General features: G+C 67.5%; 19 protein-coding genes and 1 tRNA gene. 13 read left to right on the forward strand and 7 right to left on the reverse strand.

What is annotated here, in order from left to right; genetic code table 11:
- From V5F26_RS15755 to V5F26_RS15765, 3 genes are read left to right on the forward strand one after another with little or no spacing between them, the layout of a single operon-like run.
- Entirely contained in the window at positions 1-1,431 is a 1,431-nt protein-coding gene (locus tag V5F26_RS15755; protein ID WP_394946428.1) for a DUF6513 domain-containing protein, read from the forward strand.
- Positions 1,424-1,984, forward strand: coding sequence for a DUF447 domain-containing protein (locus V5F26_RS15760; protein ID WP_394946429.1), 561 nt, complete (start codon positions 1,424-1,426; stop codon positions 1,982-1,984). The genes V5F26_RS15755 and V5F26_RS15760 overlap by 8 nt, the downstream gene beginning before the upstream one ends.
- Positions 1,981-2,700 carry a (5-formylfuran-3-yl)methyl phosphate synthase gene (locus V5F26_RS15765; RefSeq protein WP_394946430.1) on the forward strand — a complete coding sequence of 240 codons (720 nt, stop codon included), beginning with the start codon at positions 1,981-1,983 and terminating at the stop codon, positions 2,698-2,700. Before V5F26_RS15760 ends, V5F26_RS15765 begins: the two co-directional genes overlap by 4 nt.
- 1,180 nt (positions 2,701-3,880) lie before the next feature.
- Here V5F26_RS15765 and V5F26_RS15770 read toward each other — a convergent pair.
- The 5 genes from V5F26_RS15770 to mgtE form a co-directional block, all read right to left on the reverse strand.
- Positions 3,881-4,954 (reverse strand): NAD(P)H-dependent flavin oxidoreductase, encoded by a 1,074-nt coding sequence (locus V5F26_RS15770; RefSeq protein ID WP_394056465.1) that lies wholly within the window; start codon positions 4,952-4,954, stop codon positions 3,881-3,883.
- Between the two features lie 131 nt (positions 4,955-5,085).
- Positions 5,086-5,466: a 4a-hydroxytetrahydrobiopterin dehydratase gene (locus V5F26_RS15775; RefSeq protein ID WP_234050668.1), complete on the reverse strand. Its 381-nt coding sequence runs from the start codon at positions 5,464-5,466 to the stop codon at positions 5,086-5,088.
- 30 nt (positions 5,467-5,496) lie between these two features.
- Positions 5,497-6,369 (reverse strand): bifunctional methylenetetrahydrofolate dehydrogenase/methenyltetrahydrofolate cyclohydrolase FolD, encoded by an 873-nt coding sequence (folD, locus tag V5F26_RS15780; RefSeq protein ID WP_234050669.1) that lies wholly within the window; start codon positions 6,367-6,369, stop codon positions 5,497-5,499.
- A gap of 333 nt (positions 6,370-6,702) precedes the next feature.
- On the reverse strand, positions 6,703-8,871 hold the full coding sequence (locus tag V5F26_RS15785) for a putative bifunctional diguanylate cyclase/phosphodiesterase (RefSeq protein WP_394946431.1): 2,169 nt from the start codon (positions 8,869-8,871) through the stop codon (positions 6,703-6,705).
- 173 nt (positions 8,872-9,044) lie between these two features.
- Positions 9,045-10,460, reverse strand: a complete 1,416-nt coding sequence (mgtE, locus tag V5F26_RS15790) for a magnesium transporter (RefSeq protein WP_234050671.1) — start codon at positions 10,458-10,460, stop codon at positions 9,045-9,047.
- 256 nt (positions 10,461-10,716) lie between these two features.
- Between mgtE and V5F26_RS15795 the strand changes: the two genes are divergently transcribed.
- Positions 10,717-11,520 carry a polysaccharide deacetylase family protein gene (locus V5F26_RS15795; RefSeq protein ID WP_394946432.1) on the forward strand — a complete coding sequence of 268 codons (804 nt, stop codon included), beginning with the start codon at positions 10,717-10,719 and terminating at the stop codon, positions 11,518-11,520.
- A 121-nt stretch (positions 11,521-11,641) separates the two neighbouring features.
- Here the strand turns inward: V5F26_RS15795 and V5F26_RS15800 are convergent.
- Positions 11,642-11,726: transfer RNA gene (locus tag V5F26_RS15800), tRNA-Leu, on the reverse strand.
- A gap of 332 nt (positions 11,727-12,058) precedes the next feature.
- On the opposite strand from V5F26_RS15800, the gene lipB reads away from it, so the two are divergent.
- Positions 12,059-12,799, forward strand: coding sequence for a lipoyl(octanoyl) transferase LipB (gene lipB, locus V5F26_RS15805; RefSeq protein ID WP_394946434.1), 741 nt, complete (start codon positions 12,059-12,061; stop codon positions 12,797-12,799).
- Positions 12,800-12,856: 57 nt separating this feature from the next.
- Here lipB and gatB read toward each other — a convergent pair whose 3' ends face one another.
- A complete protein-coding gene (gene gatB, locus V5F26_RS15810) occupies positions 12,857-14,335 on the reverse strand; it encodes an Asp-tRNA(Asn)/Glu-tRNA(Gln) amidotransferase subunit GatB (RefSeq protein WP_394946435.1) in 1,479 nt (492 codons plus the stop codon).
- Between the two features lie 282 nt (positions 14,336-14,617).
- Here gatB and V5F26_RS15815 point away from each other — a divergent pair, with 282 nt between their 5' ends.
- The 8 genes from V5F26_RS15815 to ahpF all read left to right on the forward strand — a co-directional run bounded on the left by V5F26_RS15815 (position 14,618) and on the right by ahpF (position 25,269).
- Positions 14,618-16,273 (forward strand): hypothetical protein, encoded by a 1,656-nt coding sequence (locus V5F26_RS15815; RefSeq protein WP_394946436.1) that lies wholly within the window; start codon positions 14,618-14,620, stop codon positions 16,271-16,273.
- A gap of 401 nt (positions 16,274-16,674) precedes the next feature.
- On the forward strand, positions 16,675-17,883 hold the full coding sequence (locus V5F26_RS15820; protein ID WP_509210517.1) for a capsular polysaccharide export protein, LipB/KpsS family: 1,209 nt from the start codon (positions 16,675-16,677) through the stop codon (positions 17,881-17,883).
- The gene (locus tag V5F26_RS15825; protein WP_394056450.1) at positions 17,880-18,662 is read left to right on the forward strand and encodes an SDR family NAD(P)-dependent oxidoreductase; all 783 of its coding nucleotides are present in this window, start codon (positions 17,880-17,882) and stop codon (positions 18,660-18,662) included. Before V5F26_RS15820 ends, V5F26_RS15825 begins: the two co-directional genes overlap by 4 nt.
- Before the next feature lie 375 nt (positions 18,663-19,037).
- Positions 19,038-20,036, forward strand: a complete 999-nt coding sequence (locus V5F26_RS15830) for an AI-2E family transporter (RefSeq protein ID WP_394946437.1) — start codon at positions 19,038-19,040, stop codon at positions 20,034-20,036.
- A gap of 180 nt (positions 20,037-20,216) precedes the next feature.
- The gene (locus tag V5F26_RS15835; protein WP_394056446.1) at positions 20,217-21,587 is read left to right on the forward strand and encodes a glutamate--cysteine ligase; all 1,371 of its coding nucleotides are present in this window, start codon (positions 20,217-20,219) and stop codon (positions 21,585-21,587) included.
- Between the two features lie 189 nt (positions 21,588-21,776).
- Complete coding sequence (locus tag V5F26_RS15840) at positions 21,777-22,706, forward strand: DMT family transporter (RefSeq protein ID WP_394056445.1); 930 nt, start codon at positions 21,777-21,779, stop codon at positions 22,704-22,706.
- Between the two features lie 289 nt (positions 22,707-22,995).
- Positions 22,996-23,559, forward strand: coding sequence for an alkyl hydroperoxide reductase subunit C (gene ahpC / locus V5F26_RS15845; RefSeq protein ID WP_234050681.1), 564 nt, complete (start codon positions 22,996-22,998; stop codon positions 23,557-23,559).
- A gap of 126 nt (positions 23,560-23,685) precedes the next feature.
- The gene (ahpF, locus tag V5F26_RS15850; RefSeq protein WP_394056443.1) at positions 23,686-25,269 is read left to right on the forward strand and encodes an alkyl hydroperoxide reductase subunit F; all 1,584 of its coding nucleotides are present in this window, start codon (positions 23,686-23,688) and stop codon (positions 25,267-25,269) included.
- Positions 25,270-25,280: the final 11 nt, after the last annotated feature.

Here is a 25,280-nt window from a genome sequence, read left to right on the forward strand (position 1 = left end):
ATGGCGGAGCGGGTCGCGCTCATTACCGGATCCCTGGCGGAACCGCGCATTGCTCGCATCGCGGAGGCGATTGCGGACGAGGCTTTGCACCCGGTGGTCATCAATATCGGCGTGAAGGTGGCGGCGCTGATGACCGCCGAAATCGTGGAACGCCGCCTGAAGCTGCCCGATGGCATCGACCGGGTGGTGATGCCCGGCCGTTTCCGGGGCGATCTCGACCGGCTGGCCGCCCATTTCGGCATCCCCTTCGCGCGCGGGCCGGAAGAGGCGGCGGACATTCCTGATTATTTCGGCAAAGGCGGCGGCACCGCCGATCTCTCCCGGCAGGAGGTGATGCTGTTCGCGGAGATCGTGGACGCCACCCGCCTCTCGGTGGACGGCCTTTTGGAGCGCGCCCGGCGCCTGAAGGCCGACGGCGCCGACGTGATCGACCTCGGCGCCTTGCCGGATGAGCCCTTTCCCCACCTAGAAGAGAGCATCGCCGCGCTGAAGGCTGAGGGCTTCCGGGTGAGCGTCGATTCGTTCGACCTCTCCGAGCTGGCGCGGGCGACGCGGGCGGGGACCGACTTCCTGTTGAGCCTCAACGAGACCAATCTCGACATCGCCAAGGAAGGCCCCGCCGTGCCGGTTCTGGTGCCGGCCAAGCAGGGCGACCTTTCCTCCCTCATCCGGGCGGTGGAGGCGTGCGAGGCCATGGGCCAGCCGTTCCTGGCCGACCCCATTCTCGACCCCATCCATTTCGGCTTCACCGGCTCCATCCTGCGCTATGCGGAGCTGCGTCGGCTGAAGCCGGAAATCCCCATCCTCATGGGCATCGGCAACGTCACGGAGCTGACGGATGCCGACACCACCGGCATCAACGCCATCCTCATGGGGGTGATCTCGGAACTGCATCTCAATGCGGTGCTGGCGGTGCAGGTGAGCCCCCATTGCCGCACCGCCGTGCGCGAGTTCGACCGGGCGCGGCGGGAATTCTTCGCCGCGCGCGAGGCCCGCTCTCTGCCCCAGGGCTTCGGCGGCGGACTGATGGCGCTGCGCGATCGCAAGCCCCTCACCACCACCGCGCGGGACGTGGAGCAGCTTGCCGCGGAGGTGACAGACCGCGCCTATCGCATCGAGGTGAGCGAAAAGGGCATTCACGCCTATAATCGCGAGAGCCACCACGTGGCCGCCGAGCCGTTTGCTTTGTTCCCCCATCTGAAGGTGGAACATGACGGCGCCCATGCCTTTTATCTGGGTGTGGAGACGGCGCGGGCCGAGATCGCCTTCCAGCTGGGCAAGCGCTACGCCCAGGATGAGCCCCTGCGCTGGGGCGTGGCGGGCGAGACCGGAGGCCAGGTGGACGAGGCCCACAAATTGACGTTCAAGGAAGCGGGCTCAACCCTCTCCGCCAAAAAGAATGCCGATCAGAAAGGCGAAAAAAGTGATTAGGGAGACCATCGTCACCACGGCTTCGCCCACCGGCGAGCCGCATGTGGCGCCCATGGGGGCGAGCGTGGTGGAAGGCGGCTATCTGCTGATGCCGTTCCGCCCCTCGCGCACCCTCGACAATCTCATGGCCAGCCGCGCCGGCGTCATCAATTTCACGGACGACGCGCGCATCTTCGCCGGCTGCGTCACCGGCCGCCGCCGCGATTGGCCCACCGTGCCCGCCGGCGCCAGCGTGCGCCTTGCCGAGACTTTGGCCCACGGGGAATTCGTGGTGGAGCGGGTGGAGGAGGATGCCCAGCGCCCGCGCTTCTTCTGCCGCGTGGTGCGGGAGGAAAGTCACGGTGTGTTCCACGGCCTCAACCGCGCCGTGGCCGCCTGCGTGGAAGGGGCGGTGCTGGTCTCGCGCCTCCATATGCTGCCGCTCGATCAGGTGGAACGCGAGATGGCGCACCTCGCCATCGCCGTCGAGAAAACCGCCGGCCCGGCCGAGCGCGAGGCCTGGGGCTGGCTGATGGACGCTCTCGCCGCCCACCGCGCCAAGGAGGCCTCATGAGCACCCCCGGCTTCCTCGCCTCCGTGGCCAATCTCGACGAAATGGAAACGGCCCTCGCCTGCGGCGTGGACATCGTCGATCTCAAGAACCCGTCCGAAGGGGCGCTCGGCGCTTGGCCGGAGGATCGGCTGAAAGAGGCGGTTACGCGCTGGCGCGCCCATCAGGCAGGCCCGAACCTGAGCGCCACCGTGGGCGATCACCCGCTCGATGCGGCCCGCCTCGCGGCCGCCGCCGCGCGCACCGCCGCCACCGGCGTGCCCCTGGTGAAAATCGGCTTCGCGCTGCCCCGGGATGGCGCGGAAGCGGCCCTGACGCCGTGCCTTGCCGCGCTTGCGCCCATTGCGCGGGACACGCGGCTCATCGCCGTGCTGTTCGCCGATCAGGCGCCGGATATCGAGCTCGTGCCGGCTTTCGCGGCGGCGGGGTTTGCCGGAATCATGCTCGATACGGCGGATAAAGCGGCCGGCAGCCTGCGCGCACACCTGGCTGAGGCCTCCCTGGCCCGCTTCGTGGAGCTGGCCCGGCGGCACAAGCTGATGACGGGCCTCGCCGGCTCCCTGAAGCTCCCGGATGTGGCCCCTCTGGCCGCGCTCCATCCCGATTATCTCGGCTTCCGGGGCGCCCTATGCGCCGAAGGCCGCACCGGCGCCCTCGATCCGGACCGCCTCGCCGCCGTGGCCCGGGCCCTCAGCGCCTCCTGCGGGATCGCGGCATAGACCGAGCGCCTTTTGGACACAGGGGGCGGGCGGCGCCCCCTTCTCCGGCTTGCAAGTGGCGGCCCGGGCGCGTTCCATCCTTGTCAGAAGACAAGCTGTGAAGGCGCGATCGCCCGTTAGGGCCTCGCCTCTTCGCGTGGCACAGTTTCCCTTGCCCCTGGTTGGCTTGCCCCCGGTTCCCTTGGCGCGGGGTCACTTGGCGCAAGTTCCCTTGGCGCAAGTTCCCTTGGCGCAAGTTCCCTTGGCGCAAGTTCCCTTGGCGCATGCACTTCCTGCCCGCGCTCCTGACCTGCCGCCACGGTCCCCGTGGGGGCGCTGCAGCGTGCGAAGCATCCCGGTGGCGGCTCGCCCTTTCGCTGGAGGCTCGTCGCCCGAGGGCTGCCGCGAAGACCAAGATCACTAGGCCAGCCATCGCCTTTCACCACACGAAACATGGCGACATGAGCTGGAGCGCCCCTCGGCCGCATCTTGCGCCGCAGATGAAACGCACGTAGCGGCGGCGACAGGCTTAAGCCGCCGCGGTCCTACTTCCGCTTCCGCCAGGGTCCGCAGCCTCCGCGCAACGGAGGGACGCCACAAGACCGGGTCTCTGGCCGGGCTGCCCCGTCGCGGAATCACTCTGAATTCAACGAGCGAGCCAAGCGGGCAATGAAGCGGCACCCGCCGCCTCCTCCGGGGAAGCGAGCACCTTCCTGCCTCTTCCCCAGGTGGGTGCGGGCGCATTTGCCGCTTCTGCCGCGTCTTGCGCCGCAGATGAAACGTGCGCAGCGGTTGCGACAGGCTTGAGCCGCTGCTGTCCTCCTTCCCCTTCCGGCGGAGTCCACAGGCTCCGCGCGATGGAGGGGACGCCGCAAGACCAGGTCGCGGGCCGCGCCTGCTCCTGTCGCGGAAGCACGCTGAACCCAAGGAACGCGCCAAACGGACAGAGAAGCGGAACGCGCCACTCCCTCTGGCCAAGCGACCACCTTACCGCCTCTTCCCCAGGCGGGCGCGGGCGTACTTGCTGCCTCGGCGGCGCGCCATCAGATGGAGGGAAACGACCGGCCGGCCGCCTGACGCGCCAATGCCGTGGGTGCCCGAGCCACGTCTGCCAGGAGCATTCGTGCCGAAGACAGACACGACCATGGGAACGCCAGCCCGTATATGGAAAGGAGGCCGGTTCGAAAAGTGCGATACGGCCTCAGCGCACGGCCAGCGCGGCGCGAACCGAGGCGTATTCGCGCATCAGCAGGTCGCACAATTCCGCCGCCGGAAGAGCGCGGGCGAGCGGTGCGCCCTGCCCTGCCCACTGGGCGCCGAAGCTGGAATCACCGGCCGCCTTGGCCGCCGCATTCAGCGCCTTGCCCGCGTCATAGGCCACCGGATAGGCGGCGCGGGGCGCATCAAGATCAGCGGCGAATGCGGTGAAGCCGTTGGCGAGGCAGCGTGCCGGGCGACCGGAAATGGCGTCGGTCATCACCGTGTGAAGGGCAGCCTCGCTGGACAAGGCGGCCCGGTGGCCGGCATCGGCCGCGCTCTCCGGGCAGCCGATGAAGGCGGTGCCGAGCTGGGCGGCCAGGGCACCGGACGCAAGGGCCGCCGCAATGCCCCCGCCATTCATGATGCCGCCCGCCGCGATCACGGGAATGGACAGCTCCCGCGCCAGCAGCTGCACCAGCGCCAGGGTGGAGAGGCGGTCATCGGGCGCCTCGGGATCGAACATGCCGCGATGGCCGCCGGCCTCGTAGCCCTGCGCCACCACCGCATCAATGCCCGCCGCTTCCACGAGCCGCCCCTCGGCCAGGCTGGTGGCGGTGGCGAACAGCACCGCGCCAGCCGACTTCAGTCGTCCGATGACCTCATCCGAAGGCAAGCCGAAATGGAAGCTGACCACCGCCGGCCGCTCCGCCACCAGCATCTCGACCATGTCCGGATCCGCGCGGAAGCTGCGATAGATCTCGTGAATCACCGTGGGCGGTGCCGCCCCGAAGCGAGCGAAGGCGGGCGCCAGGGCCAAAAGCCAATCGGCCTCGCGCACCGCGTCGCGCTGTGCCGACTCGTGGCAGAACACATTGACGTTGAAGGGCTTGTCCGTCAGCGCGCGGGTGGAGGCGATCAGCTGCCGCCCCGCCTCCGCATTGCCCGCGCCGAGGGCGATGGAGCCCAGCCCCCCGGCGGAGGCCACCGCCGCCGCCAGATTCGGCGTGGACGTGCCCGCCATGGGCGCCTGAATGAGGGGGATGGACATGCCGAGGCGGTGGAGAAGCGAGGTCATGGCGGAGCTCCCAAACGCTTTTCCGCCTTCTTACGGCCGCGCGCCCGGTCCGGTCCAGCCAACTCTAAACGCGCGAAGCGGCGGCCAGGGTGGACCGCCGCTTCGTTCAGGCGTTCTCGAGCGAAAACGCGTCAATCATACTTCACGTAGGCGAAGCGCAGATCGTGGGCGGGCGTGCCTTCCAGCGGCGTGTCCTCGCCCAAGCCGGGCTGCCACTGGACCACCTCTTCGATCTTCTGCGCCAGAGCGAAGTCGCGCACCGTGATGCCCTTGGCGTCGTGGGACATCAGGCGCACCTCGACCCACGCGTAAGAGGCGGTGAGGTCCGGGTGGTGCCATGCTGCTTCCGCAAGGTGACCCACCGCGTTGATCACCATCAAAGTGCCCTTCCAGCTGTTGGTGCGGTAGGTGCGGCGGATCCAGCCGTCCTCATAGCGCCAGTGGGGGAGGTCCCCCCTCAGCCGCTCCTCGATCTCGAGCGGCGTGAAGGTCTTCTTGCGATCGATGCTCATGACCCGGCTCCCTTCAACGGCCCGAGCGGCTCACAGGCCGTTCTGGCGGCGGGTGGCGGTGAGCGTGTTCTGGAGCAGGCAGGCGATGGTCATAGGGCCCACACCGCCCGGCACCGGGGTGATGAGGCCGGCAATGCCCTGGGCTTCCGCATAGGCCACGTCACCCACCAGCTTCGTCTTGCCGTCTTCCTTCGGAATGCGGTTGATGCCCACGTCGATCACCGTGGCGCCGGGCTTGATCCAGTCGCCACGGATCATTTCGGGGCGGCCCACCGCCGCCACCAGAATGTCCGCCTGCCGGCACTCGCCCGGCAAGTCACGGGTGCGCGAATGGGCGATGGTGACGGTGCAGTCTTCCTTCAGCAGCAGCTGGGCCGCCGGCTTGCCGACGATGTTGGAGCGCCCCACCACCACCGCCTTCATGCCCGAGAGGTTGCCCAGATGATGCTTCAGCAGCATCACGCAGCCGAGCGGCGTGCACGGCACCAGCGCGTCGAGGCCCACCGCCAGGCGGCCCGCATTCACCACATGGAAGCCGTCCACGTCCTTGGCCGGATCGATGGCCGCCAGCACCTTGGTGGAATCGATATGGCCCGGCAAAGGCAGCTGAACCAGGATGCCGTTGACCGCCGGATCGGCGTTCAGCTTGGCCACCAGGGCCAGAAGATCGGCCTCGGCGGTCTCGGCCGGCAGCTTGTGCTCGAAGGAGGTCATGCCGACTTCAAGGGTCTGCGCGGCCTTGTTGCGCACATAGACCTGGCTCGCCGGGTCCTCGCCCACCAGCACCACCGCGAGGCCGGGCTTGATGCCGCGCGCGCGGCCGAGCTCCGCCACCTCTTCGGCGATGCGGGTGCGCAGGTTGGCGGCGAAGGCTTTTCCATCAATGGGCTTGGTTTCGATCACGGAAGAAGATCCCGTCATTTGGCGCCGGCAAGGGCGGATGCAAGGCTGCGGACAGAAGCTATGGACTTGGGCTGCAAACACAGGCGTGGCACAGTCCACCGCGCCGCTCCGGCTCGCCGGCAGGGCACGCGATTGCCCGCCTGAAGCCCTCGCGGCGCGCCGAACCTGCGTGCGGCTCACCCGCGTTCGCGTCGCCCGCGTTCTTGGCCGGCCGCCGGACACATGCAAGACAAAACCGCCGGCAGCCGCCGCGAAAGCGAGACAGTCGACCTTATACAGAAAATATTTTTCTTTAAAAGAAATTCGTGCGCCGGCGAGGGCAATCCCGATCGCTCAATCCACGGCGTTGAGCGGGGGCGGCAGCTGCTGCGGAAAATCCCCCAGCTCGGCAACGTCATCGTCGGTGGCGGCAACGGCGCCGGTGCGCTGGCGTTCCACCATTTTCACCGCCGCCTCGAGCGACAGCGGCGGACCGAACAGATAGCCCTGCGCATGGTGCGCCCCGAACGCCCGCAGGAAGCGCAGCTGCTCGCGCGTCTCCACCCCTTCCGCGGTCACCGTCACGCCCAGCGAACGGCCGAGCCGCACCACATATTCCACGATGGAGGCCGCATCCCGCTGCTGGCCCAGATTCATGATGAAGGAGCGATCCACCTTGATCTTGGTGATGGGATAGCGCCGCACATGGACCAGGGAGGCATGGCCGGTGCCGAAATCATCGAGCGCCAGGCGGATGCCCCGCTCCCGCAGCCGCGTCAGGGCCAGGGCGGCGCCGGCGCCGGGGTCGATGATCGCGCTCTCGGTGATCTCCAGCTCCAGGCGGTTCGGATCAAAGCCCGTCTCCCGCAGGGTCGCCTGGATGTCGTCGGCGATGCCGGCAGTGCGCAGGTTGAGGGGGGAGAGATTGACCGAAAGCGTCACCCCCGGCAGTCGCCGCGCATCGGTGCAGGCGCGCCGAAGCACGAAGGCATCGATGCGGGTGATGAGTCGCGACCGTTCCGCAATCGGCACGAAGGCCCCGGGCAGCAGGCGGCCGCGCGTGGGATGGTCCCACCGCACCAGCGCCTCGAAGCCCACCACCCGCTCGGTCTCCACATCCACCTGCGGCTGATAGAGCACGGTGAGCTCGCCATGCTCCAGCGCCCGCACCACCTCCTGCTCGGTCCGGCGCAGGCGAATCTGCTCCTGCTCGAAGGCCACCTCGAAGTCGCGGAAGATGCCGCCCCCGTCAGCCTTGGCGCGATAAAGGGCGATGTCGGCCAGGCGCATCAGCTCCGCCGAGTCGTTCGCATCCTTCGGCGCCCGGGCCGCGCCCATGGACGTCGCGATCCGCAGGTCGAGCGAATCCAGCAGCACGGGAATGCTCAGCAGGCCGTAAAGGCTGGCCACCAGGCTTCCGAACTCCGCCTCGGTCTCGTAATGCGCGAACAGCACGAACTCATCGCCGCCGACACGCGCCACCGCGCCCCGCTCGCCGAGCCCTCCGCGCAGGCGCCGGGCCACCACTTGCAGCAGCTGATCACCCACCGCGTGGCCGTGGCTGTCGTTGATGGCCTTGAAGTCATCAAGGTCCACGAACACCACCGCCAGCTGGTCCGTGCGCCTGGGCGGCTTCAGGGCGGCATCAAGCAGGGTCACGAAGTGGCCCCGGCTGCACAGGCCGGTGAGCTGGTCCTGATTGATGATCTCCCGGGCCCGCGCCTCGCTCTCGCCCAGGGCCGCCGCCAGCCGCCGGGCCCGCAGCATGAGCACGAAGAAGACGAGGCAAAGGGCCACCGCCACCACCAGCAGCAGCGGCACGGCGGCCAGCAGCAGGAAGGCCGCCGGCTGATCGCTGCGCCAGGTCAGGCGCACCGATGAGCCGTCGAGCAGGTTCGGTTCCACAAGCTCGCTCTTGCCGAGATTTGCCGGCCTGTCGGAAAGAGTGAGCGCGCCGCCTTCAAGCGCGGCGGAGCGGGCCAGCGAGGAGAGCAGCTCGGAATCGAGCACATCGGCGCCGATGATGGCCAATGGCTGTGGGCTGGCAACAGCCTCGCTCTGCAGCCGGAACACGGTGGCGGTGAGAACAACCGCCTCGCCGTCCCCGACCGAGAGCCCGGCGGGGTCCTCGCCCTTCGGGGCCTCGTGCAGCTCGGTCAGCAGGCGCGTGATGGCGGGCTCAAGGGCGTGGTGGGCCGCGCCCACACCCTGGCGCCCATTTTCCGAGGCGTAGATGGTCTTGCCGTGCGCGTCCACGATGTAGACGTATTCAAGACCCGCCGCCTCCTGCAGATGCCGGCCGAATTTCTGGTGAAGATCATCAAGGTCCCCACGCGCGATATGGGCGAGCAGATCCCGCTCCGTCATGACTCCGGAAAGGGCATCACGGATCCGGATCTCGCGCTCACGCAGGGAAGTCTTCACAGCCTCGCTCTCGCGCGTGGCGACGACACGGTCATGGCGCGAGATCGCGTAGCCGAGCGCCATCGCCGACGCCAGGAACAGCAGGAAGAGCGTCACCACCCCAAAAGCTAGGAATCTGTGCGCAACGGCGCCCTTGCGCGATGGAATGATAAGTCTCCCTCAACCGATCCCTGACGCCATCCGTTCTGCACCGCGGATGGCGCCCCCCCGGATGCATGTTCGACACTTCTACCCGCCGCGCAAGCGCTGTTGAGGTATCCGGGGAGAAATTCCTAAGCCCCCGAGAACCACCAGGTGGCCAGGCCGAGAAAGGCCAGGAACCCCACGCAATCGGTCACCATCGTCACAAAGACGCCGGAGGCCACCGCCGGATCCAGCCGCAGCCGCGAGATGGCAAGCGGAATGAGGATGCCGAACAGCCCGGCCGCCGCCATGTTCAACACCAGCGCGGCCGAGATGACGAAGCCCAGATGCACGTTGGCGAACCAGAGCGCGGCGATGCCGCCCAGCAGGCAGGCGAGCGTTGCGCCATTGAACAGGCCCACCAGCAGCTCGCGAGACACGATTCGCCGGGCATTGTGGGTGGACAGGTCCTTGGTGGCCAGCGCACGAACGGCCACCGTCATGGTCTGGGTGCCCGCATTGCCGCCCATGGAAGCGACGATGGGCATCAGCACCGCCAGCGCCACCATCTTCTCGATGGTGCCCTCGAACATGGAGATGATGGAGGCGGAGACGAAGGCCGTGCCCAGGTTCACCACCAGCCACGGCAGGCGGCTGCGCGCCGTGTAGACCACCGTGTCGGACAACTCCTCATCGGAACCCACGCCGGCCAGGGCGCGCAGATCCTCGTCCGCCTCTTCCTGGATCACGTCCACCACATCGTCGATGGTCATCACGCCCACGAGCCGGCCCGCATCGTCCACCACCGGGGCGGAAACGAGATTGTAATGCTCGAACTTGCGGGCGACCTCCTCCTGGTCCTCGCTGGCGGTGACGACCTGGGCGTGCTCGCTCTTCAGCGCCGTGAGCAGCACCTGGCGGCGGCTGCGCAACAGCCTGTCGAGCCGCACCGCCCCCACCAGCCGATAGGCCGGATCCACTACGAACACCTCATAGAAGGTGTCCGGCAGGTTGGCGGTCTCGCGCATGTAGTCGATGGTTCGTCCCACTGTCCAGAACGGGGGGACGGCGATGAACTCGGTCTGCATGCGCCGGCCGGCGCTTTCCTCGGGATAGTCCAGGGAGCGCAGCAGCGCGACGCGCTCGGGCGCCGGCATCAGCTCCAGGATCGCCGCCACATCCTCCTCGGAAAGGTCTTCCAGGATGTAGACGGCATCGTCCGAATCGAGCCCGCGCATGCCGCGCGCCACGGTCTTGGGCGAGAGGCCGTGCAGGATCTGCACACGCATCGTCTCGTCCAGCTCGGTGAGGGCCGTGAAGTCGAAATCGTCGCCCAGAAGCTCGATGAGGCGGCGCCGGTCCTCGCCGTCGAGGGCCTCCAGCAGGTCGCCCATATCGGCTTCGTGGACGCTGCGGGTGAGCGCATGGAGCCGGTCCACGTCCCGCTCGCCGATGGAGGCGATGACCGAGTCGCGGAACGCCTCCGCGATATTGCCGGCCTCGTCGCGCACGGGCGGGAGGTGATCGCCGCGCTCGGCGTCGGCAGGATTGAGATCCTCGCGCATGGCTGCTCCCGATATCGACGAATTGGGGATTGGGCTTGCCCCGACGATCGGACCGGTCGTGCCGGATGCGTCGTCGGTGCGGAGCGCTGATCTGCCTCTAGTGCGCCTCCCGCTTTTAGGGAAGCGGCAAACGGTGCGCCAATGCGACGGTTCTGCAACAATTGTGGACCGAGACGCGTTTGCAACACCTTCATTTCGCCGCGAGCCGCGCCTAAAGCGCCTCCCGATCCTGTGAACGCAAGGGGGAGCGGGCGTCATGGCACATGGGCACCGGTGGATGACGGGCACGCGCGACATTGCCTTCGCGCTCGCTCTGGGCCTTCCCCTCGCCGCGCAGCCGGCGACTGCCGCTGAAAGCTGCGGGCCCGATGCGCTGGGCACGGCGCGGGTGCTGGAGGTCAACCCCAAGGGCGTGCAGGTGGGCACCAAGTCGTTCCCCGGCACCCTGCCCCTCGCCCCGCGCGAGGTGGTTCTGACCTTCGACGACGGCCCGTGGCCCAAGACCACCGAGGCCATTCTCGACGCATTGAAGGCGGAATGCGCGCGCGCCACCTTCTTCATCATCGGCGACAATGCGAAGGCCCGTCCCGCGTTGGTGCGGCGGGAGCTGGCGGAGGGCCACACCGTGGCCCACCATTCCATGACCCACCCGGCCGCGACCCTGGCGAAGCTGCCGTTCGACGCCGCGGTGGCCGACATCCGCAAGGGCATCGCCGCCGACGAAACGGCCGCCTACGGCGCCAGCGGCACGGTGCCCCGCGTGCCCTTCTTCCGCTTTCCCGGCTTTGCCTCCACGCCGGAGCTTCTCGCCTATCTCGACCGCTCGGGAATCGCGGTCTTCGGCGCCGATTTCTGGGCCAGCGACTGGAACAAGATGACCCCCGAGCAGGAGCTGGACCTGGTTCTGAAGCGTCTCGACGCCGCCGGCGGCGGCATCGTGCTGTTCCACGACACCAAGGCGCAGACGGCGGCGATGATTCCCGCTTTCCTGCGCGCCCTGAAGGAGAAGGGCTACAAGGTGGTGCACATCGTGCCCGCCCAGCAGCACGCCGCGCGCTGAGGCGCGCGGGCCGGCGCGCCCCAGGGCCGGGCGCGCGTTTTGCGAAATGGGATGCTGAAATGAAAAAAGGCGGCCAAGGCCGCCCTTATTTCACACACCGGAGCACCGGGCGTTCCATTCCTGGTGCGGACGAGAGGACTCGAACCTCCACGGGTCTCCCCACTAGCACCTCAAGCTAGCGCGTCTACCAATTCCGCCACGACCGCAGTCAGGATGGCACCACCGGGGTTCTCGAAGAGGACCGTGTCCGGCGGGGAGCCATCGTCTAACAGATCACCCAGAGCGCCACAAGAACTTCCTTCCGCGCGCACCGCCCGCCGCCGCGGCCTGTGGATGACATTTTGACAAATCCTTTTCCGATGCCGCTTTGCCGGGAAAGCACCCGCAGGGTGTCGGCGCGGAGAGCCGCCCCATGGCCCGGCGCGCGCGCCGGCCGGCATCGAGATTCGTCAGAGAATCTCCGACACGTCCGCCTTGTTTGAAATCGCTCTGGACGCGGGCCACCGATGGTTTATGCCGTTGCCCCATGTCCGCATCCATGTCCGCATCCCGATCAGCCCCCACATCGACGCACGCCCCGGTGCCTCGAGAAACCCTGGACGCCACCTTCCGGCCGCAGGACCCCGCGAGCCCACCGGTCCAATGGATGATCAGCGACGGTCTCGTGCCCTATGACGTGGCCCTGGCCACCATGGAAGCGCGCGTGGCCGCCATTGCCGACGGCACGGCGCGCGAGGCGGTGTGGCTGCTGGAGCATCCCCCACTCTACACGGCCGGAACCAGCGCCCGGCAGGAAGATCTGGTGGAGGCCCGCTTTCCCGTGTTCGATGCCGGGCGCGGCGGGCAGTTCACCTATCACGGCCCCGGCCAGCGGGTGGCCTATGTGATGCTGGACCTGCATCGGCGGGCACCGGACGTGCGGCGCTATGTGAGTGCGCTGGAAGCCTGGCTGATCGGCACACTCTCCGCCTTCAACGTCACCGGTGAGCGGCGGGAAGACCGGGTGGGCGTGTGGGTGCGCCGCCATGGGGATGAGGACAAGATCGCCGCCATCGGCATCCGCGTGCGCCGCTGGGTGACCTTCCACGGCATTTCGCTGAACGTGGAGCCGGACCTGTCGCACTTTGGCGGCATCGTGCCCTGTGGCGTGCGTGAGCACGGCGTGACGAGCCTTGCCGACCTCGGCATTCTGGTCAGCATGCCGGAAGTGGATTCCGTGCTGCGCGTGGCGTTCGAGGAGGTGTTCGGCCCGACCGAGCTGGCCGAAGCGCCACTGTGAGCACCCCGCCGGGTGGACGTGAGGGGGCGCCGCCTGGAAGCGGCGCCCGAACGAGCCTCAGATGCCCAGCTTGGCCTTCAGGATCTCGTTGAGAGCCTGCGGGTTGGCCTTGCCGCCGGACGCCTTCATGGCCTGGCCGACGAACCAGCCGAGCATGGTGGGCTTGGCCTGGACCTGGGCCACCTTGTCCGGGTTCTTGGCGATGATCTCGTCGACCACCTTCTCGATGGCGCCGGTGTCGGTCACCTGCTTCATGCCGCGCTCTTCGACCACCACCTTGGGGTCGCCGCCCTCGGTGTAGATGATCTCGAACAGGTCCTTGGCGATCTTGGAGGAGATGGTCTTCTCCGCGATCAGGTCCAGGATGGCGCCGAGCTGCTCGGGCGAGACCGGGGACGTGGTGACGTCCTTGCCATCCTTGTTCAGGCGGCCAAACAGCTCGTTGATGATGAAGTTGGCGGCGGCCTTGCCGTCACGCCCCGTCGCCACCTTCTCGAAGAAGTCGGCGGTGTCGCGCTCGGCCACCAGCACGCCCGCATCATAAGGCGAGAGACCGTATTCGGAGATGAAGCGGGCCTTCTTCTCGTCCGGCAGCTCGGGCAGATGCTCCTTCAGGCCCTCGACGAAATCAGCCTTGATGTCGAGCGGCAGCAGGTCCGGATCGGGGAAGTAGCGATAATCGTGCGCCTCTTCCTTGGACCGCATGGAGCGCGTCTCGCCCTTATTGGGGTCGAACAGGCGCGTTTCCTGGTCGATGGAGCCGCCATCCTCCAGGATCTCGATCTGCCGGCGGGCCTCCACCTCGATGGCCTGGCCGATGAAGCGGATGGAGTTGACGTTCTTGATCTCGCAGCGCGTGCCCAGCCCCTCGCCGGGCCGGCGCACGGAGACGTTCACGTCGGCGCGCAGGTTGCCCTTCTCCATGTCGCCGTCGCAGGTGCCGAGATAGCGCAGGATGGTGCGCAGCTTGGTCACATAGGCCTTCGCCTCTTCCGAGCAGCGCAGGTCCGGACGCGAGACGATCTCCATCAGCGCCACGCCGGACCGGTTGAGGTCCACGAAGCTCTGGGTGGGGGACAGGTCATGGATGGACTTGCCGGCGTCCTGCTCCAGGTGCAGCCGCTCGATGCCCACGGTGATGCTCTCGCCGTCGGGCAGGTCCACGATCACCGCGCCCTCACCCACGATGGGATATTTGAACTGGCTGATCTGGTAGCCCTGCGGCAGGTCCGGATAAAAATAGTTCTTCCGGTCGAACACGGAGTGCAGGTTGATCTGCGCCTTCAGGCCAAGGCCGGTGCGCACCGCCTGCGCCACGCATTCCTTGTTGATGACCGGCAGCATGCCGGGCATGGCCGCGTCCACCAGCGAGACGTGGTCGTTCGGCTCGCCGCCAAAAGCGGTGGCGGCGCCGGAGAAAAGCTTGGCGTTGGAGGCGACCTGAGCATGAACCTCCATGCCGATCACCACCTCCCAGTCGCCGGTGGCGCCGTGGATGAGTTTCTTGGCGTCGGCGGGGCGCGTGTGAACCGTCATCGTCGTCCTAGTCCATATCGCGGCGGTGCCGCATTCGTCTTGTGTTCACCTACTCCGCGAGAGCGCGTCGTGGCAACCATCGCGACGCCGCGGCGCACGGGCGGGCCTCACGAAAAGATGGGGGACAAGGGCGCGTTTCGCGAGCCATGGCCTGCCTTATTTTCTCTGTATCAGGGCCTTGCGCGGGCGCCCGTGCCACGCGGAACGACACGGCCCTGACGCGCGCGGCAGCCATTCAAAATGAGGAAACGGCCATCACATGACGAGGGCGGAGGCGACGAAATGAATGTCCAGCCCGGCGGCGCGATCAGCGCGGGTGGCCGCGCGGCTGCTGTCTCCACATTTTCCAAGCGCACGCGCCACGTCCAGATGAACGCCCATTTCACGCCAGGCGAGACGCTGGTGCTGACCTTCGCGCCGCGCGCGACCTTGCCCGGGGCGATCTGGGGCCTGGCCCCCATCCGCAGGCTCGGTCACTCCATCGTCTGTTTCGTCGACCTGGCCGACGCATGGTATCCCCAAACCGACATCATGGAGTTGAAGGCGGCCATTGCGGACCGGCTTCGCAACTTTCGGCGCATCATCACCTATGGGCACAGCATGGGCGGGTATGCGGCGCTGAAGTACGGCGCGCTATTCTCGGCCAAGCGCTCCGTGGCTCTGGGGCCCGCCTGGTCGGTCGCGCCGCAGGATGTGCAGGCCTTCGACGAGCGCCGGCCACGCCTTTATTACCGTCCCGATCTGCATGACGGCATGGCGATCCAGGCCGGAGACGCCCCGCCTGATGCCATCGTCGTCTTCGATCCCCGCCACCGGGAAGACCGGCTGCACTTCCAGGCGATTGCCGCCGCCGTTCCGCAGGTGAGGGCAGTCCCCAACCGGTTTGTCGACCACAGCCTTCTGTCGCCCTGCATCGATTGTGGCGCCGGCACCGCCTTCGCACGGGAAGTGATCGAGGGCACCGGGCCGAGCGGCCTGCGCAACCTCATCCGGCAGTCGCGCGGCGCCTCGCCCCATTATGTGGCGCGTGCCCTCGCCCAGCTCGACCGCGCCGGGCGACAAAAGGCCGTCGGCATGCTGGCGCGGACCTATGGGATGCCCCTCGCGGGATTCGCGCCCGTCCAATCCGAATTGCGACGCCTCGGCTATGGCATTCCGGACCTGCCGGAACGGCCCTGGCTCCAGGTATTTCGCAACGGAACCATGCAGGAGGCCCGCGCTGCGGCGAGGGGCCAGCCGCTGGATGCTTTCCGCAAGCCCGCCGATATGCGCCGCTGGCTCGCGATCCACGCAGCGGTGCATGATTATGTCCGCATCGGCGCGTTTGTGGACCATGTCCTGGCCAGGGAAGAGAGCACGGACCGCGAGTATTTTCGCTATGCGTCCATCATCATGTCCGGACCGGCCAGTGGTGATCGGCACCAATGTCGCGCGGCCAGGCGGCTGCTGGCCAGGATCCGCAACAAAAGATCCTATACCTATGTCGCTTTGAAGATAAAAATCGACATCGCCATCCACAAACAGACGACCATTCCAGCGGAACTCTTTGTTTCGCGATACTCGAGGTCCGGCCGCCGGCTCACCTTGCCCGCGTTCAAGGGCGAGTTCATTCGCGGCATGGCCCTCGGCCTGCCCCCGGGCACCTATGGCCTGAGCTACGACCTCGCCGCGGATGCGGACGTCGCGATCCATCTGGAAGGCGATGTCCTCGACAAGGGCGGCCACTCCCTCCGCAGCTCGCTCATCGGCAGGCTCATGGCCTTCGCCCGCGCCCCGAAGCGGGTGCGCCGGCTGACCTCGGGGCAGCGCCCGCTGGTGATGCGGGTGCCAAAGAACGCGAAGAATATGGAAACCTTCATCAACATAATCATGAAGAGCGATGGACAGGCGGCAGGCCACACCATCCTGTTTCGCGAGGTGCACCTGGTGCGCCTGTAGCGGACGGCTCCAAACACCTTGGCTCTCGGCGACGAACACGACGATGCGACCACCCGATTCGCACGCCCGGGTCCTGATGCCCCGCCTCTCGCGGTACCGCATGGCGGCGGCATTTGTGGCAGCGGACGCGATCTCTTTGGGCAGACCTTGACGTTGCGCAACGGCAAAACAGGTTTAAGAGAAGGCGGCCGCGACCCGCGCGAGGGCGTTTTCGTGCGTGCGGGACTGACGGTGCCGGGGAACGAAAGTGCGCTGCGCGAGGCGCTGCGGCCCGGGGCCGGAGGGGGCGCCATGAGGGAGGATGGAGAGATCGCATGCGGGGTCTAGAGCCGGCGTCTCAGCCGGCGACGTCGGACGACCGCCTCGCGCCCGGTCAGGATGCGCATGGCCGTGTGGTCCTGATGCTTCAGGGGGCCGCCTCGCAATTCCATTGGGGCCTTGCCTGCGCGCTGGAAAGCCGCGGCGCGCGCATCCTCAAGGTGCATCTTTGCGCTGCGGAGTGGGTGTTCTGGCCCGGCAAGGCTGTGTCTTATCGCGGGCGCCCGCGGAATTGGCGCCAGTTCGTCTCCCGCCTGATGCGCGAAAACGGTGTCACGGACCTGGTGCTGTTCGGCGATTGCCGCTTCTACCACGCCGAGGCGATTGCCGTGGCGCGCGCCCTTGGGATTCGCCGGCACTTGTTCGAGGATGGGTATCTGCGCCCCCACTGGATTACGCTTGAGCACGAGGGGGTGAACGCATTCTCCGATTTCCCCCGTGACCCGCAGGTGCTGCTGGCCGAAGCCGCGCTGCTCGGCCCGGCTCCGAAGGCGCGCATCTTCCATGACCGATTCGCGCTGCGGGCGGTCTGGGACGTGGCCTGGAATTCAAACCTCCTGCTGGGTGCCCTCGCCTATCCCCACTACCGTCGGCACACCATGCCCCATCCGGTGCTGGAATATGCCGGCTGGCTGCGCCAATTCGCGCGCGAGCGCGCCATCACCAAACGCGACAGCGCCACGCGCAAGGCGCTGAAGGACTCGCACGCACCGTATTACATCCTGCCCCTCCAATTGGATGGCGACTTCCAGATTCGCGTCCATTCCGACTTCCGCGACATGACGGAAGCCACGGAACTCGTCTTCGCCTCGTTCGCGCGGGCGGCGCCGGCCCATGCGCGCCTGCTGGTGAAGCGCCATCCCTTCGACGTGCCCTTGCGCGACCGGGGCCGCCAGATCGAGAAGCTGGCGGCGCGCCACGGCTTCGCCGACCGCCTCGTCTTCGTGGAGAGCGGGGATATCGTGCCCCTGATCGCAACCTCCTCCGGCACGCTGGTGATCAACTCCACCTCGGCCACCTTCGCGTTGAACCAGGGGGTGCCGCTGAAGGTGCTGGGCCGCGCGACCTACGACATTCCCGGCCTCGCCTTCCAGGGCTCCCTGGACGATTTCTGGACCAAGGCGGAACCGCCGGACCCGGAGCTGTGGGCGGCGTACAAGCGCGTGCTGCTGGAGCGCACCCAGATCAACGGCCGCTTCTTCTGCGACGACGGCATCGCCGCCGCCATCGCCGGCGCGACGCGGCGCATCCTCTCCACACCCGCCCCGGCACCGGCCGACAGCCCCCGATGAGTGCCCCCCCGGCCCCCCGCCATATCGTCATCACTGGCGCCTCGGGCGGGTTGGGTGCGGCCTTCGCCCGGCATTATGCGGCCCCCGGCGTGCACCTGCTGCTGATCGCCCGCGGCGCCGAGCGGCTGGAGCCGACCACCGCCGCCTGCATCGCCGCCGGGGCCCAGGTCACGGCCCTTGCCTGCGACGTGCGCGACGGTGAGCGCCTCGCGGCCGCGCTGGCCGCGCACGATGCCGCCCACCCCGTGGACCTGGTGGTGGCCAATGCGGGCGTGGAAGCCAGCGTCGGCCCCGATGGCGCGCCCGAACCCCTCGACGCGGTCCTGGCCCAGATCGAAACTAATCTCTCCGGGGCACTCGCCACCGTCGTGCCCCTGCTGCCGGCCATGCAGGCCCGGCGGCGCGGCGGCATCATCCTGGTGTCCTCCCTGGCCGCCTTGGAACCCTTGGCCGACCAGCCCGCTTATTGCGCCAGCAAGGCCGGACTTCTCGCCTGGGGTGAGGCGGCGCGGCCGTGGCTGCGGCGCTTCGGCATCTGCGTCACGGTGGCCTGCCCCGGCTTCCTCGCCACCGGCATGAGCGACCACTATGAAGGCTGGCGCCCGCTGGAATGGAGCGCCGACAAGGCCGCCCGCCACATCGCCCGGGCCGCCGCCCGCGGACGCGGACGGGTGGACTTCCCATGGCCACTGGTAGCCCTGATCGGCCTCGGCAAGCTGGCCCCACGGCCCTTGCGCGAAGCCGTGCGCGACCTGCTGTTCCGGCTGAGCGTGCATTAGGGCGTTTCCACGCGACGGGGGCACCGGCGCGCGTGAAGGAAACGCCCGGAAACACGCGAATAGCTGGCTTCTGCATTTCCATGAAAAACTGAAGCAGCCTCGTGCCCCTGCGCGCGAAGGCGAATCGAGCTTTGCGTGAAGGGGGCGCGTCGACGGGCTCAGCCATGGCCCTGCCTGTGAAGCCTTTGAGCGGTCATCCGGAGCCGGGAGCTTGCGCACGCCCTGGCAGGCCATCCGCCCCGCACCGAGAGAATCAGCCGCCCGCCATGAAGGGAGCTATGAAGGGGGCTGTGCGTAGCGGAAGCCGGGCGCGCCCACGCCCTATGGAAATGCCGCCAATTACGCTACCTCTGGGGCGGCTGGGGGGGAGAGCTCATGGTGTCGGACCGGGACGTGGCGCGGATGGCCGCCATCGCGGTGCTCGTGGTGGCGGGCTTCTACTTTGCATGGCAGCTCGCCAGCGTGTTTCTCACCGTTTTCGCGGCGCTGCTGGTGGCCCTGGCGCTGCACACCCTCGCGGTGCCCTTCGCCCGGCTGACGCGCATTCGCGAGCAATATGCCGTCTTTCCCGTGGCGCTGCTCGTTTTGGGGGCCCTGGGGCTGGTGGGCTACCAGTTCGGCTCCACCATCCAGACCCAGGTGAGCGCCCTGATCGAGGACCTGCCGACGGCCTGGGCGGTGTTCGAGGCGCGCTTCCACCTCAGCCAGATGATGCCCGAGCTGCTGCAGCGGGCGGAGGCGGCGGCGCCGTCCAGCTCGGTCATCCTCACCGCCGTGCAGAATTTCACCAGCAATCTGGCACAGGTGCTGGTGGGCCTGTTCCTGGTCGTGGTCGGCGGGCTCTATTTCGCGGTGGAACCAAAGCTTTACCGCAAGCTGTTCCTGGCCTTCTGGCGAGAGGCGGAACGCCCGCGCGTGCTGCAACGGCTGACGCTGATCACCGATGATCTGCGTAGCTTCCTGAAGGCGCAGGTCATCGCCATGCTGGTGGTGGGCGTGCTCACCTTCATCGGGCTGACGGTGCTGGGCATTCCCTCCGCTCTGGCCCTTGCCCTGTTCGCCTCCCTGGCCGAATTCGTGCCCATGGTGGGGCCCGTGGTGTCGGCCATCCCGGCCCTGCTCATCGCGCTGACGCTCGGCCTGGATTCGGCCCTGTGGACGCTCGCCATGTTCGTTGCGGTTCAGCAGACCGAGAGCAACATCATCACGCCGCTGCTCCAGCAGCGCATGGTGTCGCTGCCGCCGGCGGTCACCCTGTTCGCGGTGGTGGTTTTTGGCAGCCTGTTCGGCGCCTTCGGGGTGCTGCTGGCCACCCCGCTCACCGTGCTGGTGTTCGCCGCCTTCCGCGAGCCGGGCCCGCAACGCGCAGATTGAGGCGCGGCGCGCGCCCACGGGGGTTGCGCACATTGGCAAAACAAGCGCGAGCGTGAGCGGCGGGGGCCTGCGGCGCAGCGCCCGGCATCGCACCCGTTTGCCTCCACGAGACAGCCGTGTATGGTCGCGCGCCCCAAAGCGCGCCCAGGGCGCGCCCCGATGTGCTGAAGAGATGCCCATATGGCCCGCGATACGCTCGACGCGACTCCCATAACCTCCCGCGACGAACTGATCGCCTGGATGGAACAGGGCAACAAACCGGAAAGCGCTTTCCGCATCGGCACCGAGCACGAGAAGATCCCCTTCACCCTCGCCCGCCACGAGCCGGTGCCCTATGAGGGGCCCAAGGGCATCCGCAAGCTCCTGGAGGGCATGCGCCTCCTGCTCGGCTGGGAGCCGATCATGGAGGGCGAGCACATCATCGGCCTTGCGGACGTGACCGGCGGCGGCGCCATCTCGCTGGAGCCGGGCGGGCAGTTCGAGCTCTCCGGCGCTCCGCTCACCACCATTCACGAGACCTGCGCCGAGCTGAACGCCCACCTGGCCCAGGTGCGGGAAGTGGCGCAGCCCCTCGGCATCGGCTTCCTCGGCATCGGCATGAGCCCCAAATGGACCCGCGCGGAGACGCCGGTCATGCCCAAGGGCCGTTACAAGATCATGGCCAATTACATGCCCAAGGTGGGCACGCTCGGCCTCGACATGATGTTCCGCACCTGCACCGTGCAGGTGAATCTCGACTTCTCCAGCGAAGCCGACATGGTGAAGAAGATGCGCGTGGGCCTGGCCTTGCAGCCGGTGGCCACCGCCTTGTTCGCCAACTCCCCCTTCACCGAGGGCAAGCCCAACGGCCTGTTGTCCTTCCGCTCGGAGATCTGGCGCGACACGGACAATGCCCGCTCGGGCATGCTGCCCTTCGCCTTCGAGGACGGGTTCGGCTTCGAGCGCTATGTGGACTATGCCCTCGACGTGCCCATGTATTTCGTGAAGCGCGGCGACAGCTATATCGACGTGGCCGGCAGCTCCTTCCGCGATCTCCTGGCCGGCCGGCACCCCGCTTTGCCGGGCCAGACCGCGACCCTTTCGGATTGGGTGAATCACCTCTCCACCATCTTCCCCGAGGTGCGGCTGAAGCGCTTCCTGGAGATGCGCGGCGCCGATGCGGGCCCCTGGGCCACGTTGTGCGCGCTGCCCGCCTTCTGGGCCGGCCTGCTCTACGATCACAAGAGCCTCGACGCCGCCTGGGAGCTGGTGAAGGACTGGACCGCCGAGGAACGCCAGCAGTTGCGGGACGACGTGCCCCGTCTCGCGCTCCATGCGGAAATCCGCGGGCGCAAGCTGCGGGAAGTGGCTCGCGAGGTCCTGGCCCTCTCCAGCGCCGGCCTCGCGCGGCGCGGGCACCTGGACCGCCAGGGCCGGGATGAAACCCGCTTCCTGGCCCCCCTCGAGGAAGCCGCTTTCTCCGGCCGCTCACCGGCAGAGGCGCTGCTGGATCACTTCCATGGCGACTGGGCCGGCTCGGTCGAGCCCGCATTCTCAGCCCTCGCCTACTGACCCCGTCCCTTACGCTGAACAGCCATGCACTCATCGCATGGCGAAGACGGCAGACGGCGCGAGCTTCGCCTTTAGGATAGGGATGACTCGCGTCGGCGGTGCGCGCCCTCTCAATGGGCAGGGCCGGACGAGGCCCCTCCCACCAAACGCCGAAGCCTCCCAGCTCCGGAAGGCTTCCTGGAGCAGCCCATGCCGTCGGCCCGCGCGCACCAGCCCACCGCCTTCGGGCCCGTGGACCTGCTGCTTTATGCGATTACCGTGCTCATTTTCGGCAGTGGCTGGCTGCCTTTGCGCATGCAGCTGGGCGTGGTCGCGCCGGAAGTCTCCCTGGTCTGGCGCTTCCTCATCGCCACGGTGGTGATGTTCGTCCTGCTCGCCGTGCGGCGGGAGCGGGTGCTGTTCCATTGGCGCGATCACCTGGTGTTCGCGCTGTTGGGCGCAAGCCTCTTCTCCTTTAATTTCATCACCTTCTATTATGCCGGCTACCATCTCCCCTCGGGTCTGCTGTCGGTGGTGTTCGCGCTGGCGGCGGTGATGATTCCCCTCATCGGCGCCGCCGTCCTGCGCCAGCCGCTGCACCCGAAGGTGATTGCCGGCGCCGTGGTCGGGGTCGTGGGGCTGGCGCTGGTGTTCGGCCCATCCCTGGCCTCGGGCGAAGGGATTCACGGGGCGGGCGAAGGCCTGGCCCTCTCATTGGCCGGCACCTTCTGCTTTTCCGTCGGCAGCCTGGTTTCCGGCGTTGCCGGGCGGCGCGGCTATCCGCTGGTATCCATGACCGCCTGGGGCTTCTTCTATGGCCTCGTCATCATGGTGCTGATGGCATTGGCGCGCGGCGCGCCCTTCATGGTGGAGTGGACCACGCGCTATGTGGGCGCCCTGCTCTATCTGGTGGCGGCGCAGACCCTGTCGGGCTTCGCGGTCTATTTCCTCCTTATCCGCCGCATCGGCGCGAGCCGCGCGGGCTATGCCACCGTGCTCTTCCCGCTGGTGGCGCTGGCCCTGTCCACCTGGTTCGAGGCCTTCCACTGGACCCTGGCGGCCGCCATCGGCATCGCGCTGATCCTCACCGGCGCGCTGCTCGTGCTTTTGCCCCATCGCCGTCCGCCGCAGGAAAGCTGACAGGCGAACGGCGCGGCCGGCGCTCGGGCTGAGCCCGCCACGGGGCCGCGGCCGCAGCAACGGAGGCTGCGCCGTTCTGCCGCACCGCGCAACGGCCGGCGCGGCGGCGCCCTGCCCCCTGCGACACCTCGTCAAAAGCCTTTGCCACGAGCCATTTAGGCGATATTTGATAGACGCAGACTATCAAAAATGACGAATTTATCTATTTTCCTTATCCGGACCATCCCCATATGTTGCGTCGCGAAGGCTTTCGGCCCTTCTGCATCGCAACCTGACCCAAGGAAATGTCATGTCTCTCGTGAATACCAAGATCAAGCCCTTCAAGGCCCAGGCTTTCAAGGATGGCAAGTTCATCGAGGTGAGCGACGCTGACCTGGCCGGCAAGTGGTCCGTGTTCTTCTTCTATCCGGCCGATTTCACCTTCGTGTGCCCGACCGAACTCGGCGACGTGGCCGATCACTATGCTGAGTTCCAGAAGCTCGGCGTGGAGATCTACTCGGTGTCCACCGACACGCACTTCACCCACAAGGCGTGGCACGACACCTCCGACACCATCGCCAAGATCAAGTACACCATGCTCGGCGACCCCACCCACGAGCTGTCCACCGCCTTCGAAGTGCTCCGTCCCGGCCAGGGCCTGGCCGACCGCGGCACCTTCATCGTGGACCCGAACGGCGTGATCCAGGCCATGGAAGTCACCGCCGAGGGCATCGGCCGTGACGCCGCTGACCTGCTGCGTAAGGTGAAGGCCGCCCAGTACGTGGCTTCTCATCCCGGCGAGGTGTGCCCGGCCAAGTGGCAGGAAGGCGAGAAGACCCTCGCTCCGTCCCTCGACCTCGTCGGCAAGATCTGATCACGCCGACATCCGGTCGCGCCGCGATTTGATCGCGCGCAAGGCAGCCCTCCCCTCCCATGGGGAAGGCTGCCGCCACCGGCCACCAGCCGGAATTTTCTCCCTGATGTTCATCGGAGGATTGCCATGCTCGACGACACGATGAAGGCTCAACTCAAGACCTATCTGGAGCGGGTGGTCCGTCCTATCGAGATCACCGCTTTCGTGGACGACGGCGCCAAGTCCAAGGAAACCCTGGACCTGCTGAATGACATCGTCCCGCTCTCCGACAAGATCACCCTCACCGAGAGCCGTGGCGCCGAGGGCGCGCGCGTCCCCTCCTTCGCGCTCAACAGCCCGGGTGAGAATATCCATCTCGTCTTCGCCGGCCTGCCCATGGGCCACGAATTCACGTCCCTGATCCTGGCGCTGCTCCAGACCGGCGGCTATCCGCCCAAGGTGGAGCAGGCAGTGATCGACCAGATCAAGGGCCTCGACGGCGACTTCAAGTTCGAGACCTATTTCTCCCAGTCCTGCCAGAACTGCCCGGACGTGGTGCAGGCCCTGAACCTCATGGCCGTGCTGAACCCGAAGATCCAGCACGCGGCCATCGACGGCGCCCTCTTCCAGAAGGAAGTGGAAGAGCGCCAGGTGATGTCGGTGCCCACCATCTATCTGAATGGCGAAGTGTTCGGCCAGGGCCGCATGGGCGTCGAGGAGATCGTCGCCAAGCTCGACACGGGCGCGGTGGAGCGCGAGGCCAAGCGCCTGGCCGCCCTCGACCCGTTCGAGGTACTGGTGGTGGGCGGCGGCCCGGCCGGTGCCGCGGCGGCCATCTATGCGGCGCGCAAGGGCATCCGCACCGGCGTCGCGGCCGAGCGCTTCGGCGGGCAGGTGCTGGACACCATGGCCATCGAGAACTTCATCTCCGTGCCCTACACGGAGGGCCCCAAGCTCGCCACCGCGCTGGAACAGCACGTGCGCGAGTATGACGTGGACATCATGAACCTCCAGAAGGCCGAGAAGCTCGTGCCCGGTGATGATGGCATCACCATCGAGCTGGCCAATGGCGCGGCGCTGAAGTCCAAGACCGTCATTCTCGCCACCGGCGCCCGCTGGCGGCAGATGGGCGTGCCGGGCGAGGACAAGTATCGCTCCAAGGGCGTGGCCTATTGCCCCCATTGCGACGGGCCGCTGTTCAAGGGCAAGCGCGTGGCGGTGATCGGCGGCGGCAATTCGGGCGTCGAGGCGGCCATCGACCTCGCCGGCGTGGTCGCCCATGTGACCTTGTTCGAGTTCGACTCGAAGCTGCGTGCCGACGAGGTTCTCCAGCGCAAGCTGCACAGCCTGCCCAATGTGGATGTGAAGCTTTCCGCCCGCACCACCGAGGTGCTCGGCGATGGCCAGAAGGTGACCGGCCTCACCTATGAGAACCGCGTTTCCGGTCAGATCCAGACGCTGGAGCTGGAGGGCATCTTCGTCCAGATCGGCCTTTTGCCGAACACCGAATGGCTGAAGGGTACCCTCGAGCTCAGCCCACGCGGCGAGATCGTGGTGGACGAGCGCGGCCAGACCTCGGTGCCCGGCGTGTTCGCGGCGGGGGACTGCACCACCGTGCCCTACAAGCAGATCATCATCGCCATGGGCGAGGGTGCGAAGGCTTCGCTCGGCGCGTTTGACTACCTGATCCGCACCTCCGCTCCCGGCGAGCCGGAGAGCAAGGCCGCCTGATCGCACCCGCG

The organism is Xanthobacter variabilis, assembly GCF_043831965.2.
GTDB lineage: Bacteria > Pseudomonadota > Alphaproteobacteria > Rhizobiales > Xanthobacteraceae > Xanthobacter.

Coding starts and splice junctions, on each gene's coding strand:
- V5F26_RS15755 (WP_394946428.1), top strand. CDS start 1: ATGGCGGAGCGGGTCGCGCTCATTACCGGATCCCTGGCGGAACCGCGC.
- V5F26_RS15765 (WP_394946430.1), top strand. CDS start 1,981: ATGAGCACCCCCGGCTTCCTCGCCTCCGTGGCCAATCTCGACGAAATG.
- V5F26_RS15770 (WP_394056465.1), bottom strand. CDS start 4,954: ATGACCTCGCTTCTCCACCGCCTCGGCATGTCCATCCCCCTCATTCAG.
- V5F26_RS15775 (WP_234050668.1), bottom strand. CDS start 5,466: ATGAGCATCGATCGCAAGAAGACCTTCACGCCGCTCGAGATCGAGGAG.
- mgtE (WP_234050671.1), bottom strand. CDS start 10,460: ATGCGCGAGGATCTCAATCCTGCCGACGCCGAGCGCGGCGATCACCTC.
- V5F26_RS15795 (WP_394946432.1), top strand. CDS start 10,717: ATGGCACATGGGCACCGGTGGATGACGGGCACGCGCGACATTGCCTTC.
- lipB (WP_394946434.1), top strand. CDS start 12,059: ATGTCCGCATCCCGATCAGCCCCCACATCGACGCACGCCCCGGTGCCT.
- gatB (WP_394946435.1), bottom strand. CDS start 14,335: ATGACGGTTCACACGCGCCCCGCCGACGCCAAGAAACTCATCCACGGC.
- V5F26_RS15815 (WP_394946436.1), top strand. CDS start 14,618: ATGAATGTCCAGCCCGGCGGCGCGATCAGCGCGGGTGGCCGCGCGGCT.
- V5F26_RS15820 (WP_509210517.1), top strand. CDS start 16,675: ATGCTTCAGGGGGCCGCCTCGCAATTCCATTGGGGCCTTGCCTGCGCG.
- V5F26_RS15825 (WP_394056450.1), top strand. CDS start 17,880: ATGAGTGCCCCCCCGGCCCCCCGCCATATCGTCATCACTGGCGCCTCG.
- V5F26_RS15830 (WP_394946437.1), top strand. CDS start 19,038: ATGGTGTCGGACCGGGACGTGGCGCGGATGGCCGCCATCGCGGTGCTC.
- V5F26_RS15835 (WP_394056446.1), top strand. CDS start 20,217: ATGGCCCGCGATACGCTCGACGCGACTCCCATAACCTCCCGCGACGAA.
- V5F26_RS15840 (WP_394056445.1), top strand. CDS start 21,777: ATGCCGTCGGCCCGCGCGCACCAGCCCACCGCCTTCGGGCCCGTGGAC.
- ahpC (WP_234050681.1), top strand. CDS start 22,996: ATGTCTCTCGTGAATACCAAGATCAAGCCCTTCAAGGCCCAGGCTTTC.
- ahpF (WP_394056443.1), top strand. CDS start 23,686: ATGCTCGACGACACGATGAAGGCTCAACTCAAGACCTATCTGGAGCGG.